Here is a 13,401-nt window from a genome sequence, read left to right as displayed (position 1 = left end):
CGTGTTTGTAGGGTCGTGATCATGAAGTTCTTCCGTTCCAAGGCCACGCCCCAGCACGACCCGCACCTCCCGGCCCTGACGACCGACCAGGCCGACCGCCTGCGAGACCTCGTGCGCCGGCACCACGCCGGAGACCCCCGGGTCACCGTTGCCGGTGACACCGTGCACGCGCCGCAGGGCACGCGTGCCCTGCACAACCTCGCCGAGCTGTGCCGACGCGCCGACCCGCGCGAGTGGCCCCGGCTGGTGGAGCACCACTTCCGCGCCCTCGACGGCGCCGAGGCGGCGACCCCGCAGGGCTCCGAGCAGATCCTCCGCTCGGCCTACCTGCGCCTGCTGCCCGAGGACGCGTTCCCGCCGGAGGCGGCGGCCTCGTTCAGCTACGTGCGCCGTGTCGCCCCGGGGCTTCAGGAGGCGCTCGCCCTGGACCTGCCGGAGGCCGTGCGACTGCTGGACGACCGGGCCGTGGCCGAGGTGGGGCTGGAGGCGCTGCGCGCGGCCGGGCGCGCCAACCTGGTGCGGGAGCCGGTGGAGTACGAGGTCGCCCAGGGCCGGGGCGGCGCCACCCTGCACATCGTCTCCGGCGAGTCGATGTTCGTCGCCAGCAAGGCCCTGGTCCTGGCCCACCTGGCCCGCGCGGTGACCGGGCACGACCTGCCCGAGGAAGGCGCACTGTTCACCGTGCCGAGCCGGCACTACCTGGTCTTCCACCCGTTGGCCGGTCGGCAGGTGGTCGAGGCGGTGAACGACCTGGCGGCCTTCGGTCTCGGCGCCCACCAGGACAACCCGGGTCCGCTCTCGCCCCGGCTCTACTGGTGGCGCAAGGGCACCGTGACCTCGTTGACCCACATCGACGAGGCGACCCGCTCGTTCTCCGTGGCCCCGCCCGAGGAGCTGATGGCGATCCTGCGCCGCCTGCACGAGACCGGCGCCTGACGGTCCTCGCGCCCGCGTCCCCCGAGCCCGACCGGACTCACTCGTCCGTGTGCAGTGGAACCCGGATGGAACTTCTCGGCCCCTCGTTGCGTGTTGATCGTTGTCGTGACCACGAGACAGAACAGGGCAGAAGGAGACGCTGATGGGGACTTCAGGAGCACGTCCGTCCCGCCGCTCGGTGCTGACGGCCGGCGCCGGGGCGGTGCTGGCCGGCGGCTTACTCACGGGCGGACGGGCCTACGCCTCGTCGCCCGGTGGCGACGCGGTCGCCCGGGAGTTGGCCGCGTTGGAGCGGGAGCACGCCGCCCGGCTCGGAGTGTTCGCCCGGAACACGGCCACGGGCGTCACGGTGTCGTACCGCGCGGACGAGCGGTTCCCGCTCTGCTCGGTCTTCAAGCCGCTGGCCGCCGCGGCCGTGCTGCGGGACATCGACCGTAACGGCGGGTCCCTGGCGAAGCGGATCCACTACACCGCGCAGGAGGTGAAGGACTCGGGATACGGCCCGGTCACCGGCTTGGAGGAGAACCTCGCCAACGGCATGACCATCGAGGCGCTGTGCGCCGCGGCGATCGGCGAGAGCGACAACCTGGCCGGCAACCTCCTCCTCCGCGAGCTGGGCGGCCCCACCGCCGTCACCCGGTTCTGCCGTTCGACCGGGGACGGGCGGACCCGGCTCGACCGGTGGGAGCCCGACCTCAATTCGGCGGAGCCCTGGCGGACGACCGACAGCACCAGCCCCCGCGCCATCGGGGCGACGTTCGGGCGCCTTCTCCTCGGTGACGTGCTCGCGCCCCGCGACCGTGAGCGCCTGACCGGCTGGCTGGTCGCCAACACGACCAACACCGAGCGGTTCCGCAAGGGCCTGCCGAAGGACTGGACGCTGGCGGACAAGACCGGTACCGCGAGCTCGTACGGGGTGGCGAACGACGTGGGCGTCGTCCGGCCCCCGGACGGACCGCCGATCGTGCTGGCCGTCCTGACCACCACCCACGCCGCCACGGGTCCGAGCGACAGCGCGCTGGTCGCGAGGACCGCCGAGCTGCTGGCGCCGGTGCTCACCTGACGGCGCGCCCGGTCGACGGTGCCCGTCGGATGGCGCCCGGTCGGCGGTAGCTCGTCGCACGGCGCTCCGGTCGACGGTGCTCGTCGCACGGTGCTCGTCCGACGCGGCCGGCGCCCCGGTCCGGACGGGGGTGCTTCCCGGTCCGGACGGGGTGCCGGCCGGTCCGGACCGGCGGCACGGGTACCTGCCGTGCCGCCGGCCTGTGGAGGTGGACCACAATGGCGGCGTGAACGATGTGGACTACCAGGTGCTGTTGCAGGATGCGATGGAGGCGGCGCGTCGGGCGCCCGGCCGGGGGCGGGTCGCCGACTACATCCCGGCGCTCGCGAAGGCCGACCCGACGGCCTTCGGGATGGCGATCGCCACCGTGGACGGCGAGGTGTTCGGCGCGGGCGCGTGGCAGCAGCCGTTCTCTGTCCAGTCGGTGTCGAAGCTCTTCACCCTCGCCCTGGCGCTGGCGGAGGGTGGCGACGCCCTCTGGACGGGCGTGGGCCGCGAACCGTCCGGCAACCCCTTCAACTCGCTGGTGCAGCTGGAGTCCGAGCACGGGATCCCGCGCAACCCGTTCATCAACGCCGGAGCGCTGGTCGTCACGGACCGGCTGCTCAAGCTGACCGGCGACGCGGTGGGCGCGGTCCGCGAGTTCCTGCGCACGGAATCCGGCAACCCGGCCGTCGCGGTGGACGACTCGGTCGCCTCCTCCGAGGCCCAGCACGGCCACCGCAACGCCGCCATGGCCCACTTCATGGCGAGCTACGGCAACCTGCGCAACCCGGTGGACAGCGTCCTCGCCCACTACTACGCGCACTGCGCGATCGAGGCGAGCTGCCGCGACCTCGCCCTGTCCGGGCTCTTCCTCGCCCGGCACGGGATAAGGGCCGACGGTTCCCGGCTGCTGTCCCGCAGCGAGGCCAAGCGGATCAACGCGGTGCTGCTCACCTGCGGGACGTACGACGCGGCAGGGGAGTTCGCCTACCGGGTGGGCCTGCCGGGCAAGAGCGGTGTCGGCGGGGGCGTGCTGGCGGTGCTGCCGGGCCGGGGCACGGTCTGCGTCTGGAGCCCGGGTCTGGACACCGCGGGGAACTCGGTGCTCGGGGTCGCGGCCCTGGACGCGCTGACCACGGCGACCGGCTGGTCGGTGTTCTGAGGCCGAGGCGTTCCGTGGCCGGAGTGTTCAGTGACCGCAGTGTTCAGTGACCGAGGCGTTCTGCGGCCTAGGTGAGGCCGAGGCGTTCTGAAGCCGGGGGCGGACGTCGTCGGCGCGGGCCGTCGGGACCGGCTTCGTCGGTGCGGGCGGGCGTCTCCGGCCCGCACCGACGAAGTCCGCGTGGTCAGGGGGTGCCGGTGTGGGTGAGGGTCTCCCAGCCGATGAAGTAGTCCGCGCCGAACGGGCTGTTGGCGGCCACGTACCGTTCGGTCTGCGGCATCGCGAGGCCTTCCCGGCCGTGGTACTCGTTGTAGGCGAGCTGGACGGCCGGGCCGAGACCGGTGTCGACGGTGCCGCCGCAGAGCCAGCCGGGCGCCTTCGCGCCGTTGTCGTACTTGGTGTGGAACTCCACCGCCTTGACCAGGCGTTGCCGGCCCTCGCTCCAGAGGTCGAGCCCCTGCAAGCGGGCGGTCTCGGCGGTCTGGGCGGCCGCGGCCAGGCCCCAGCCGGTGTGCCCGAAGTCCCGGCAGGTCTCCTGGGAGAGCCCGTCCACGAAGGTCTGCTGGCCCTGCCAGTACTTGACGAGGGCGTCCCGGCCGTTGATCCCCGCCTTGGGCGGCGGGACCGGCAGGTCCCCGTCCGTGGTCAGGTAGACGTAGGCGGGCAGCCGGGCCCGCCACATCGTCACGGCCTGGTCGAAGGCCTTGTGGTCGTCGGTGAAGACGGCGATGCCCATCAGCGCGTCGGTCTCGATCAGCTCCCAGTTCCCGTTCTTACGGGGGCTGCCCGGTGAGAGCTGGGGCAGGTAGACGGTCCGGAGCATGGTGGCGAAGCGGTCGACCGAGGCGGTGGGCCAGCCCGCCCCGGAGTACCGGACCAGTTCGGCCGCCCGGGCCCAGTTGTTGGCCGACCAGCCGCTCTGCAACTGCGCGTTGGTGTTGGTGTGCTCGCGGATGACCTTCGCCCAGGCGTCCATGATCTCGATTGCCTTGTCGGCGTGACGCCGGTCGCCGGTGAGGGCCCACTGCAGGGCGTGCGCGTAGGCGGCCATCGAGTCGTCGCGCTCGTCGGAGCAGCCGTGGTTGGGGTTCGACGCGGAGCCGCACTCGACGGTGGCGCGCGGCTTGGGCTTCCAGGACAGGGCGGCGTACCGGTCGGCCGCGAGCTTCGCGTAGGCGGACTTCCACGGCTCGGCGCCGGCGGCCACCTTGGCCTTGACGAAGGCCAGCTGCTGGCTGCCGAGCAGGACGCCGGGGTGGCGGAACGGCGCGTCGAGCGGCCGGGAGCGGTCCTGGCCGGGCGTCGTGGCGGCGGCGGGGGTGTTGTCGCGGGGCCCGGCGGTGGCGGGCGTCGCCGTGATGGCGAGCAGAGCGGCCAGCGCCGCTCCGGTCGTCAGGGACTTGGTGGTCCATCGGCCCATGGGGAGTGGTCCTCTCGGCGACGTACGGGTCGGTGGTGAGGCGGATCCGGCGCGGGCGGCGCCAGGCACCCCGGGCGTGGCGGCCCGGGCCAGGTATTCCAGGCCGGCCATCCCGGGCCGGGCACCCCAGACCGGGCAGCCGGCGCCGGACGTCGGACAGCCCGATCCGGAGCTCGTTAGGAAAGTTTCCTAACATGAAGCATTGAACCACCAACTCATGGACACGCCAAGAGGATCGGCGGCACGGGACCGCACCGCCGTCGTGCCGGCGGTGCTGCTGGCGGTGCTGGGGCGGTGCTCAGCTCCGGAAGGTCCGCCGGTATGCGCCCGGCGGGACGCCGATCGCCGTGTGGAGGTGCTGCCGCAGGGACGCGCCGGTGCCGAAGCCGACCCGTTCGGCGATCCGGTTGACCGGCAGGTCGCTGCTCTCCAGCAGGTGCCGGGCCAGGTCCACGCGCTGCTGGGTGAGCCACTGGCCCGGGCTGAGCCCGACCTCGGCCCGGAACCTCCGGGTGAAGGTGCGCCGGCTCATTCCCGCGTGGTCGGCGAGGTCGCCCAGCTGGAGCGGCTCGTGGAGTCGGTCGAGCGCCCAGGCGCGGGTGGCGGAGGTCCCGGCGTCCGTGGCGGTCGGGACGGGTCGCTCCACGTACTGCGCCTGGCCGCCCTCGCGCTGCGGCGGGACGACGCAGCGCCGGGCCACCTGGTTGGCGATGGCGCTGCCGTGGTCGGCGCGGATCAGATGCAGGATCAGGTCGATGCCGGCGGCCGCGCCGGCCGAGGTCACGATCCGCCCGGAGTCCACGAACAGGACGTCGGGGGCGAGGTCGACCTGCGGATAGTGCCGCCGGAAGTGGTCGGCGTGCCGCCAGTGGGTGGCGGCGGCGCGCCCGTCGAGCAGGCCGGCCGCGGCGAGCAGGAAGGTGGCGATACAGATGCCGGCGATCCGGGCGTCCGGCCGCAGCAGCGCCAGCGCCTCGGCGGCGCCGGGCGGCAGGGAGTTCCGGTCGGTGATCCGGGCGAACTCCTCGGAGGCGGGGACGACCAGGGTGTCGGCCTCGGCCAGCGCGGTGCAGTCGCGTTCGACGGTGATGGAGAAGTCGGCGGCGGTGCGGACCGGGCGCCCGTCCAGCGAGCAGGTGACCACCTCGTAGAGGGGGCGCTCGTCGGCGTCCGTGGCGGTGCCGAAGAGCCGGGAGGCGAGGCTCAGCTCGAACGGGATGACCCCGTCCAGAGCGAGGACGACGACGCGGTGCATGGCCCAATCCTTGCACATGATGGCCTCTGGGCCGCTATTCGTGCAGGTCGGTCCCGGGACATCCTGAACGCATGACAACGATGAAGGCCATTTCCCAGGACACTCTCGGCGGCACCGACGTACTGCGGGAGGTCGAGATCGACCGCTTGGTGCCCGGCCCCTCCGAGGTGCTGATCCGTGTCCACGCGGCGGGCATGAACCCGACCGACTGGAAGCACCGCCGGTTCACCGGTTTCCTCGGCCGCCTCCCGCAGGTGCTCGGCTGGGACGTCTCCGGTGTGGTCGAGGCCGTGGGCCCCGGCGTCACCATCCACCGGCCCGGCGACGAGGTCTTCGGGATGCTGCCCTACCCGCACGGCGTCGGCTCCTTCGCCGAGTACGTGGTGGCCCCGGCCCGGGCAATGGTCCACAAGCCCGCCGGGATCGACCACGTCCAGGCCGGGGCGATCCCGCTGGCCGCCCTCACCGCCTGGCAGGTCCTGGTGGACGCCGCCGACGTCCAGCCCGGACAGCGCGTCCTGATCCACGCCGCGGCGGGCGGCGTCGGCCACTTCGCGGTGCAGATCGCCAAGGCGCGCGGCGCGTACGTGATCGGCACGGCCAGCGCCCCCAAGCACGAGCTGCTGCGGGAGCTGGGCGCGGACGAGCTGATCGACTACCGGACCGAGGACTTCACCGCGGTCGAACCGGTCGACCTGGTCTTCGACACCCTGGGCGGCGACACCGCCAGCCGCTCCCTCGCCACGCTCAAGCCGGGCGGCCAGCTCATCACCATCGCGCTCACCAGCGTGCCCGCCGACCTCGCCGAGCAGGCCGCCGCCCGCGGCGTGCACGCCTACCCGCTGCTGGTCGAGGCCGACCAGGCCGGGATGCAGGCGCTCGCCGACCTGGTCACGGCCGGCCGGCTGCGGGCCGTGGTCGAGGCCGTCTTCCCGCTCTCCCAGGCCGCGAAGGGCCACGAGCTGGGCGACACCGGCCGGGTGACCGGCAAGGTCGTGCTGACCGTCGCCGAGTAGGCGCACCCCGCGGCCGTCCCGCGAGTGTGGCCGCCCCCTCCGCGCGGACGGGGCGGCCACACGGCGTGGTGCCGGACCTCGGCGCCGACCGTGCCGCCCGCTGCGGGGCCGGACGGGGACGGACAGGAGGTCCGGATGCGGCTGACACAGGCCCTGCTACGGCTGACAATGGGCGCATGAAGGTCAGAGTCGTCGGCGCGGGCATCGTCGGACTCACCTGTGCGCTCCGCCTGCGAGAAGCCGGTCACGAGGTTGCACTGGTCGCCGCCGACCGGCCCGAGAACACCACGTCGTCCGTGGCGGCGGCGCTGTGGTACCCCTACCGGGCGTTACCCGAGCAGGCTGTCACACGGTGGGCTGCTCACACGTACGACGTGCTGAAGGGAATGCTCGACAGCCCGGACACCGGGGTGAGGCTCCGGACCGGTCGTGAGCTGTTCCGTCGGCCCACCAAGGACCCCTGGTGGGCCGGCGCGGTGCCAACACTGGAGCGGGTCCCACCGGCCGGGCTCCCCACGGGCTACGCGGACGGCCTGGCCTTCCCCGCCCCCGTCGTGGACATGAAAGCGCACCTTGCCTGGCTGCTCAACCGCCTGCACGCCCTGGACGTCGACATCACCTGGGGGATGATCCGGCACCTGGACCATGCACGCGCCGACGTCGACGCCGTCGTCAACTGCACCGGACTGGGTGCCCGCGAACTCGTCCACGATCGGACACTGACGCCGGTCCGCGGCCAGGTCGTCATCGTGGAACAGACCGGCCTCGACGAGTGGACGCTCGACCAGAGCGACCCGCGACGGTTGACCTACATCGTTCCCCGCACGGACACGATCGTTCTCGGTGGTACCGCCGAGGAGCGCGATGAGGACGACGCCGTCCGGCCGACAACCGCGTCGGCGATCGTCCAGCGCTGTTCCGCCCTCGTGCCGCAGGTCGCCGGAGCCCGGATCCTCGGCCACCGCGTCGGGCTGCGCCCGGCCCGGCCGGCCGTGCGGCTGGAGGCAGAGGAGCACGGGGACCGCGGCCTCGTCGTCCACTGCTACGGCCACGGAGGCGCCGGCGTGACCCTGTCCTACGGCTGCGCCGCCGACGTCGTACGCCTCGTGTCGGAGCACGCATCCAACGGGAGATAGCCATTCCGACGTACACCGGGTCGGGGCTGCGGGGATCCTTGTCGTGACTGGCCCGGCGGCCGCGGGGTACGTGCCGTGACTGGCCCGGCGGCCGCGGGGGAGAATGGCCGGCAGCAACCGGGGCCGCGCAGCGCCGAACCGGGCCGAGCCGGCCCGCACCAGGTCGAGCTGCAGCGTGGAACCGGGCCGTCACAGGGCCGCGGGCACTGCGCCGCGCGCCACGATCCGGGGGAGCGCCGACCATGGGATCCAGCTTCTACGTCCACGCCCACTCGCAGGACGGCGGCCCCGCCTGGGCGTTCACCCGCGCGGAACTCGCGGCGGCGCTGACCGCGCGCTGGCCGGGCGCTTCGGTGGTCGACTCCGTCGAGGGCTGGGCCGAGATCCTGGTCGAGGTGGAGCCCGGCCAGTGGGCGGAGCTGTCCTACAACCTGCGCGGCAGGGCGTTCTCCTTCGAGGACCGGGAGCCGTGGTCGGCCCCGCTGACCGTCCTCCACACCGTGCTGCGCGACCTCGCGCCGGACGTCCCGGTGGTGTGGTGGCCGGACTTCGACGCGGTGCCGGAGCCCTTCGACCTCACCGCCGACCTGCCGGCGGTCCTCGACGCCTTCGGCGCGTAGGACGGCCGGCCTGAACGGGTCAGGCACAGGCTTGCCTTGACGTCGGCGTCAATCCCTACGGTCGTCCTCACACGCCGCGTCCGGCGCCGTCGGCTCCGCCACGGTCGGCGGTACCGCGCCGCTCCGGCACCGCCCGAATCCGAGGACACCCCCATGCCGACAGTCCGGCTTTCGCTCCTGCACCTCGACGCGAGCATCCGCAGCACCGGGTCCACCTCCCGGGAACTGTCCGCCCACTTCGCGTCGGAGTGGCGCCGGAACCACCCGGAGGGCGACTACGTCTACCGCGACCTGGCAGCCGTGCCGGTCCCGCACCTCACGCACGCCGTCCGCGAGGCCCTGCTGAACCCGGCCGGCGAGCACGGCGAACCCCCGCACGAGCGGGCCCTGACCGCGGCGCTGACCACCGAGGTGCGCGAAGCGACGACGCTGGTCATCGGGGTGCCGATGTACAACTACTCGATCCCGTCGACGGTCAAGGCGTGGCTGGACCGTCTCGTCACCCCGGCCCACATGGTGGCCCCCGGCGGCGGTCCCGGGCCGCTGTCCGGCAAGTCCGTGGTGGTGGTCTCGGCCCGCGGCGGCTCGTACGCGCCGGGGACGCCCCGGGAGGGGTGGGACCACCAGGAGCCGTACCTGCGGTCCGTCCTGGGCTCGATCGGCCTCGCGGACGACCTCGGCTTCGTGCACGCCGAGCTGACCATGGCGGGCGTCGTACCGCAGATGGCCGCCCTCAGGCCGCTGGCCGAGAAGTCCCTGGCGGCGGCGTACGAGACCCTGGACGGGTTGGCCCGCTGACGGTCGCTCACCGCACAGGCCCAGGGCAGCGGGATCCGAACAGCGCGGTGGATCGGGTTTGTCGGCTCCGGCGGCCGATCCCGGCTGCGCAGGCGGCGGCCCGGACTCCGGCGGAGACGGCGAGGTCACTCGTCGAGGACCCGCTCCCACAGCAGCCCGTCCCGCCAGCTCCCGTCGAGAAAGATCGAGGAGTGCGCGACGCCGTACGGGCTGAACCCGTTGCGGCGCAGCACCCGCTGCGACGGCAGATTCTCCAGATCGGTGGACGCCTCGGCGCGGTGCAGCCCGAGTTCGTCCGTCATCACCCGGAGTGCGAGCTCGACGGCGCGCCCGGCGTGCCCTTGGTGCTGGGCGACACTGCCGATCCAGTACCCGACGGAGCCGCGGCGCAGGTGCGGCTGCGGCAGGATGCCTCCGATGGTGACCTGCCCGATCACCTGGTCGTCGGCGAGTACCACGCCCGGCCAGACCGTGCCGGCCCGGTATCCGGCCAGCAGCTTGTCGATCCGCTCCGCCTGGCCCTGCGGGGTGAAGAACTCGGCCGGCTGGGCCGGCTCCCACCGCCGGAAGGCCTCGACGTCGCGCACCCGATGCGCGGCGATCGGGGCGGCGTCGGTCGGCTCGATCAGGCGGATCCTGGTGCTGCGGTGCATGGGCTGATCCTCGTTGCGGTGCGTCGGATGAGACGGCCGCCAGCCTAGGCAACGGCCGCCGGCGCGCGGTCTGGCAGAGCCGCAGCGACGGTTGGCCGTCGGTGGACCCGGCGTGGCAAGCCACGCCGCGAGCGGAAAGTCGCGTTCGCGCGAGAGTCCGCCACTCGGCAACACCGGGTTCCGATTCCAAGGCGCGCTTACGAGGAGGTGAGCAACTGAGGGACAGCGGAAAGCTTTTGGGTCGGTGTAGGGACTCGGTCACCCGGTCACCTGTGGTGCCGGGGGCTACAGCTCCCGGAGGAGCGCGGCGGGGCTCCAGTGCCCCGACGCGCCGGGGCGGCTGCTGAGGTAGTCCGCCGCCCGCCCGAGGCTCCACCCGTGGGCCTCGACCAGACCGGAGGCGAGGTTGCGCAGGTAGGCGACGCTGGGAGCGTTCAGCTCCGCAGCAGGCAGGCCCCAGGGCGCGGTGAACGTCAGCACCGGCACGCCGTCGAGGGAACCGGGACAGACCAGGGTCTCGTAGCGGCCCGGCCCGATCCGCTCCTGCCCGGTGCCGAGTACCCCGGCCAGCGCGAGGTCCTTACCGGGCTCCCGGTACATCTCCTGGGCCGCGAGGTCGCTGAACTGCCCGACGGTCAGCAGGTAGGCCCGTGCGGGCGTCTTACCCGGCTGCGCGGGGTCGTAGAAGCCCATGCCGCCGCCCCAGACCGCCGACTCCCGTGCGAAGTACAGCGTCCCGGGAAGCACCAACGGCACGTCCCGCCGGGGCGGCCTGCCGTCCCGGCAGCCCGGATAGGTACGTGCCCCGCCCGGCGGACGGCCGCCACGGAGGTAGTAGGCCAGCCGGCCGGCGTGCATGTTCGAGCCGTACGCCGCGTACCAGACGAGCTCCGGCTCGCCGTCGGCATCCGGCCGCAGCTCCTCCACACGAACCTCCTCCACGCCAGCCTCCTCCGGGCAAACCCTTCACGAATCTCCTCCGCAGCCGGCGACGGTACCCGACGAGTGGCCACCGCACCCCGGCGCCCGCGCTCACGGCCCGTACTCACGGCCTGTACTCGCGGATCGCGCTCACGGAACGTCAGAACGCGCCGCCGCGGACCTCATGGAGCCTCTCCGGGGGCGCCCCACCGGGTCAGCGGCTGCGGCGGAACCAGCGGCGGGAAGTCGGGGCAGGAGGGGCAGATCGGGCACGAGGCCGAAGAAGTGGAGCGACAGGACGAGTCCGCGTTCGTCGGTCCAGACGTCTGCCTCGCGCTCGGTGAAGCCGGTGAGGTCCAGGCTCGTGATCGGTGTCATGACGTCATCATGCGGGCTCCCCGGCCGGATTCCCGCGGCGGGGTCGGCGCCGGTCGGTTGCCGGGCAGGGCGGTTCCGGTACCCGCCCGTCGGACCGGACCCAGGCGGCGAAGGCCTCGACGGCGTCCACGACGGCTTCGTTCCGGAGTGAGTGGAAGAGGTCGAAGGCGTGCTGGGCGCCGGGGAGTTCGGCGTAGACGACGGGGCCGGCGGAGACGGCCCGCAGGTCGTCGGCGAAGCGGCGGGCGACGGTGACGGGGACGATGGTGTCGTGGTCGCCGTGCACCAGCAGGAACGGCGGGGCGTCGGCGGTGACGTGGGTCGAGGGGCAGGACTCCGGTCCCTGGCCGTAGTAGGGGCCGTAGTAGCCGTTCAGGCCGATCACGGCGGTGACGGAGGTGTCGGCGGTCTCGAAGCCGGGCTGGAGGGCCGGGTCGCCGGCGGTGAGGGCGGCCAGCGAGGCCATGTGCGCGCCGGCCGAGCTCCCGGCGACGAAGAGGGTGGCCGGGTCGGCGCCGTACGCGTGGGCGTGGTCGCGGGTCCAGGCGATCACCCGTTTGAGGTCGATCAGGTGCTCGGGGTGCTGGACCTCGGGCCGCAGACGGTAGTTGGCGCTCACGCAGACCCAGCCGCGTCCGGCCAGGCGGTGCAGCAGCGGCATGCTCTCGCTGTTCTTGCGCCCGCCGTGGTAGGCGCCGCCGTGCAGGTGGATCAGCAGGGGAGCGCCGTCGGGCCGGGAGCGGTGGTGGAGGACGTCGAGCCGGTGCCGGCGGCCGGCGGGGCCGTACGCCAGGTTCGGCACCCGGGTGACGGTACGCGGGCGGCGGGGGAACGGCCGGAGCAGGATGCGGGCGAGCGGGTGGCGGCGGCGCAGTCCGGCGGCGGTGTCCGGGGCGATCGCGGCGCGCCAGGAGGGGCCGAGGCCCTCGGCGAGGGCGTGCTCGACGACGGGCCGGGCGCGCAGTGCACGCCGGACGACGATCGGTAGCCCGGCCGCGGTGGCCGCGGCGACCGCCGCGGCCGTCCAGCCGGCGGGTTCGTGGACGTCGCCCTGGGTGAAGGCGTTGGCGGTCCAGAGCAGGAGCCAGGCGAGGGAGACGAAGGGCAGCTCGTTGACGAGCAGGCCGAGGCGGTAGGCCAGGGTGGCCAGCGGCCGCGGCCGGCGCACCGGAATGAGGGCGAACAGCGTGCCCGCGGCGACGGACGCCACGGTCACCAGGTAGCCGACGGGCACGGGGTCAACCTCCGATCAGACGGGTCCACGGCTTCACCCCTCTGGATTCACCCCATCCGTGGTACCCCATCCGTGGTACCCCATCCGTGGTACCCCATCCGTGGTACCCCATCCGTGGTACCCCATCCGTGGTACCACGGATGGGGTACCATCGGCAAGGTGAACAGGGACCGACGCGACCGACTGCGGGACGCGGCCATCGAGGTGCTGGCGGAGGCCGGCGGGCGGGGACTGACCCACCGGGCCGTGGACGCGGCCGCGGGCGTCCCTGCGGGCACCGCCAAGAACTACTTCCCCACCCGGGACGCGCTGCTCGCGGCCGTGGCCGAGCGGTGTGCGGAGTTGTACGGCGAGGTGCCCCGGCCGGCGCCCGCCGACCGCGTCGGCCTGGCGGCGATGCTGCGCACCCTGCTGGAGAACGTCGCCGGCCCGGGCCGTGCCCGCATGCTCGCCTACCTCGAACTGCGGGCCGAGGCCGCCCGCCGGCCCGCGCTGGCAGTGGTTCTGGACGCGGTGGCCGCAGCCGACTTCACCGCTTTCGAGCAGGCCCAGCGCGCCGCCGGCCTGCCGGTCACGCCCGAGCGGGCGGCGGCCGTCACGCTGGCCCTGCACGCGGCCGTCCCCCACCTGCTGGCGGGCGGGCCCGGGACGCTGGCCGCAGCGGGCCTGGACGACCTCGGGCGCTTCGTGCGGAGCCTGCTGGACACCGTCTACGGGCCGCCGCCCGCCGCCTGAGGACCATCGTCGCGGGTCGGCCCGGCCGACCGGCAACGGCGGTGACCCCCAGACGGTGAACGTCGGACGGCGAACCTCGAAGGGCGGGC

The 13,401-nt window shown here is 73.5% G+C and carries 13 protein-coding genes; 8 read left to right on the top strand and 5 right to left on the bottom strand.

The window, feature by feature from the left end:
- Nucleotides 1–21 precede the first annotated feature (21 nt).
- From J5Y04_RS32545 to J5Y04_RS32535, 3 genes are all read left to right on the top strand, one after another.
- Nucleotides 22–936: a hypothetical protein gene (locus tag J5Y04_RS32545; RefSeq protein ID WP_209415997.1), complete on the top strand. Its 915-nt coding sequence runs from the start codon at nucleotides 22–24 to the stop codon at nucleotides 934–936.
- Nucleotides 937–1,078: 142 nt separating this feature from the next.
- The gene (gene bla, locus J5Y04_RS32540; protein ID WP_209415996.1) at nucleotides 1,079–1,999 is read left to right on the top strand and encodes a class A beta-lactamase; all 921 of its coding nucleotides are present in this window, start codon (nucleotides 1,079–1,081) and stop codon (nucleotides 1,997–1,999) included.
- Between the two features lie 235 nt (nucleotides 2,000–2,234).
- Nucleotides 2,235–3,146: a glutaminase gene (locus J5Y04_RS32535; RefSeq protein WP_209416054.1), complete on the top strand. Its 912-nt coding sequence runs from the start codon at nucleotides 2,235–2,237 to the stop codon at nucleotides 3,144–3,146.
- A gap of 184 nt (nucleotides 3,147–3,330) precedes the next feature.
- Here J5Y04_RS32535 and J5Y04_RS32530 read toward each other — a convergent pair whose 3' ends face one another.
- Together J5Y04_RS32530 and J5Y04_RS32525 are read right to left on the bottom strand one after the other, a co-directional pair.
- Entirely contained in the window at nucleotides 3,331–4,566 is a 1,236-nt protein-coding gene (locus J5Y04_RS32530) for an alginate lyase family protein (protein WP_209415995.1), read from the bottom strand.
- 298 nt (nucleotides 4,567–4,864) lie between these two features.
- Nucleotides 4,865–5,821, bottom strand: coding sequence for a GlxA family transcriptional regulator (locus J5Y04_RS32525; protein ID WP_209415994.1), 957 nt, complete (start codon nucleotides 5,819–5,821; stop codon nucleotides 4,865–4,867).
- Between the two features lie 80 nt (nucleotides 5,822–5,901).
- On the opposite strand from J5Y04_RS32525, the gene J5Y04_RS32520 reads away from it, so the two are divergent.
- The 4 genes from J5Y04_RS32520 (at nucleotide 5,902) to J5Y04_RS32505 (ending at nucleotide 9,391) form a co-directional block, all read left to right on the top strand.
- Nucleotides 5,902–6,837, top strand: coding sequence for an NADP-dependent oxidoreductase (locus J5Y04_RS32520; protein WP_209416053.1), 936 nt, complete (start codon nucleotides 5,902–5,904; stop codon nucleotides 6,835–6,837).
- A 176-nt stretch (nucleotides 6,838–7,013) separates the two neighbouring features.
- On the top strand, nucleotides 7,014–7,973 hold the full coding sequence (locus tag J5Y04_RS32515) for an FAD-dependent oxidoreductase (protein WP_209415993.1): 960 nt from the start codon (nucleotides 7,014–7,016) through the stop codon (nucleotides 7,971–7,973).
- A 242-nt stretch (nucleotides 7,974–8,215) separates the two neighbouring features.
- The gene (locus J5Y04_RS32510; protein ID WP_209415992.1) at nucleotides 8,216–8,593 is read left to right on the top strand and encodes a hypothetical protein; all 378 of its coding nucleotides are present in this window, start codon (nucleotides 8,216–8,218) and stop codon (nucleotides 8,591–8,593) included.
- A gap of 153 nt (nucleotides 8,594–8,746) precedes the next feature.
- A complete protein-coding gene (locus tag J5Y04_RS32505) occupies nucleotides 8,747–9,391 on the top strand; it encodes an FMN-dependent NADH-azoreductase (RefSeq protein ID WP_209415991.1) in 645 nt (214 codons plus the stop codon).
- 125 nt (nucleotides 9,392–9,516) lie between these two features.
- Here J5Y04_RS32505 and J5Y04_RS32500 read toward each other — a convergent pair whose 3' ends face one another.
- The 3 genes from J5Y04_RS32500 to J5Y04_RS32490 form a co-directional block, all read right to left on the bottom strand.
- On the bottom strand, nucleotides 9,517–10,044 hold the full coding sequence (locus tag J5Y04_RS32500; RefSeq protein ID WP_209415990.1) for a GNAT family N-acetyltransferase: 528 nt from the start codon (nucleotides 10,042–10,044) through the stop codon (nucleotides 9,517–9,519).
- 285 nt (nucleotides 10,045–10,329) lie between these two features.
- A complete protein-coding gene (locus J5Y04_RS32495; protein ID WP_245205895.1) occupies nucleotides 10,330–10,902 on the bottom strand; it encodes a histone deacetylase in 573 nt (190 codons plus the stop codon).
- A gap of 448 nt (nucleotides 10,903–11,350) precedes the next feature.
- On the bottom strand, nucleotides 11,351–12,577 hold the full coding sequence (locus J5Y04_RS32490) for an alpha/beta hydrolase (protein ID WP_209415988.1): 1,227 nt from the start codon (nucleotides 12,575–12,577) through the stop codon (nucleotides 11,351–11,353).
- A gap of 159 nt (nucleotides 12,578–12,736) precedes the next feature.
- Here J5Y04_RS32490 and J5Y04_RS32485 point away from each other — a divergent pair, with 159 nt between their 5' ends.
- On the top strand, nucleotides 12,737–13,312 hold the full coding sequence (locus J5Y04_RS32485) for a TetR/AcrR family transcriptional regulator (RefSeq protein ID WP_209415987.1): 576 nt from the start codon (nucleotides 12,737–12,739) through the stop codon (nucleotides 13,310–13,312).
- Nucleotides 13,313–13,401: the final 89 nt, after the last annotated feature.

It is taken from the genome of Kitasatospora sp. RG8 (assembly GCF_017813315.1).
In the GTDB taxonomy this organism is placed as follows: Bacteria; Actinomycetota; Actinomycetes; order Streptomycetales; family Streptomycetaceae; genus Kitasatospora.
The sequence above is the reverse complement of the archived record's forward strand: the minus strand, read 5'-3'. Positions and strand labels throughout refer to the sequence as shown.

Excerpts from the sequence above, each read along its gene's own strand:
- J5Y04_RS32495 (WP_245205895.1), bottom strand. The coding sequence starts at position 10,902 with ATGCACGCCGGCCGGCTGGCCTACTACCTCCGTGGCGGCCGTCCGCCG.
- J5Y04_RS32530 (WP_209415995.1), bottom strand. The coding sequence starts at position 4,566 with ATGGGCCGATGGACCACCAAGTCCCTGACGACCGGAGCGGCGCTGGCC.
- J5Y04_RS32515 (WP_209415993.1), top strand. The coding sequence starts at position 7,014 with ATGAAGGTCAGAGTCGTCGGCGCGGGCATCGTCGGACTCACCTGTGCG.
- J5Y04_RS32510 (WP_209415992.1), top strand. The coding sequence starts at position 8,216 with ATGGGATCCAGCTTCTACGTCCACGCCCACTCGCAGGACGGCGGCCCC.
- bla (WP_209415996.1), top strand. The coding sequence starts at position 1,079 with ATGGGGACTTCAGGAGCACGTCCGTCCCGCCGCTCGGTGCTGACGGCC.
- J5Y04_RS32525 (WP_209415994.1), bottom strand. The coding sequence starts at position 5,821 with ATGCACCGCGTCGTCGTCCTCGCTCTGGACGGGGTCATCCCGTTCGAG.
- J5Y04_RS32520 (WP_209416053.1), top strand. The coding sequence starts at position 5,902 with ATGAAGGCCATTTCCCAGGACACTCTCGGCGGCACCGACGTACTGCGG.
- J5Y04_RS32505 (WP_209415991.1), top strand. The coding sequence starts at position 8,747 with ATGCCGACAGTCCGGCTTTCGCTCCTGCACCTCGACGCGAGCATCCGC.
- J5Y04_RS32500 (WP_209415990.1), bottom strand. The coding sequence starts at position 10,044 with ATGCACCGCAGCACCAGGATCCGCCTGATCGAGCCGACCGACGCCGCC.
- J5Y04_RS32545 (WP_209415997.1), top strand. The coding sequence starts at position 22 with ATGAAGTTCTTCCGTTCCAAGGCCACGCCCCAGCACGACCCGCACCTC.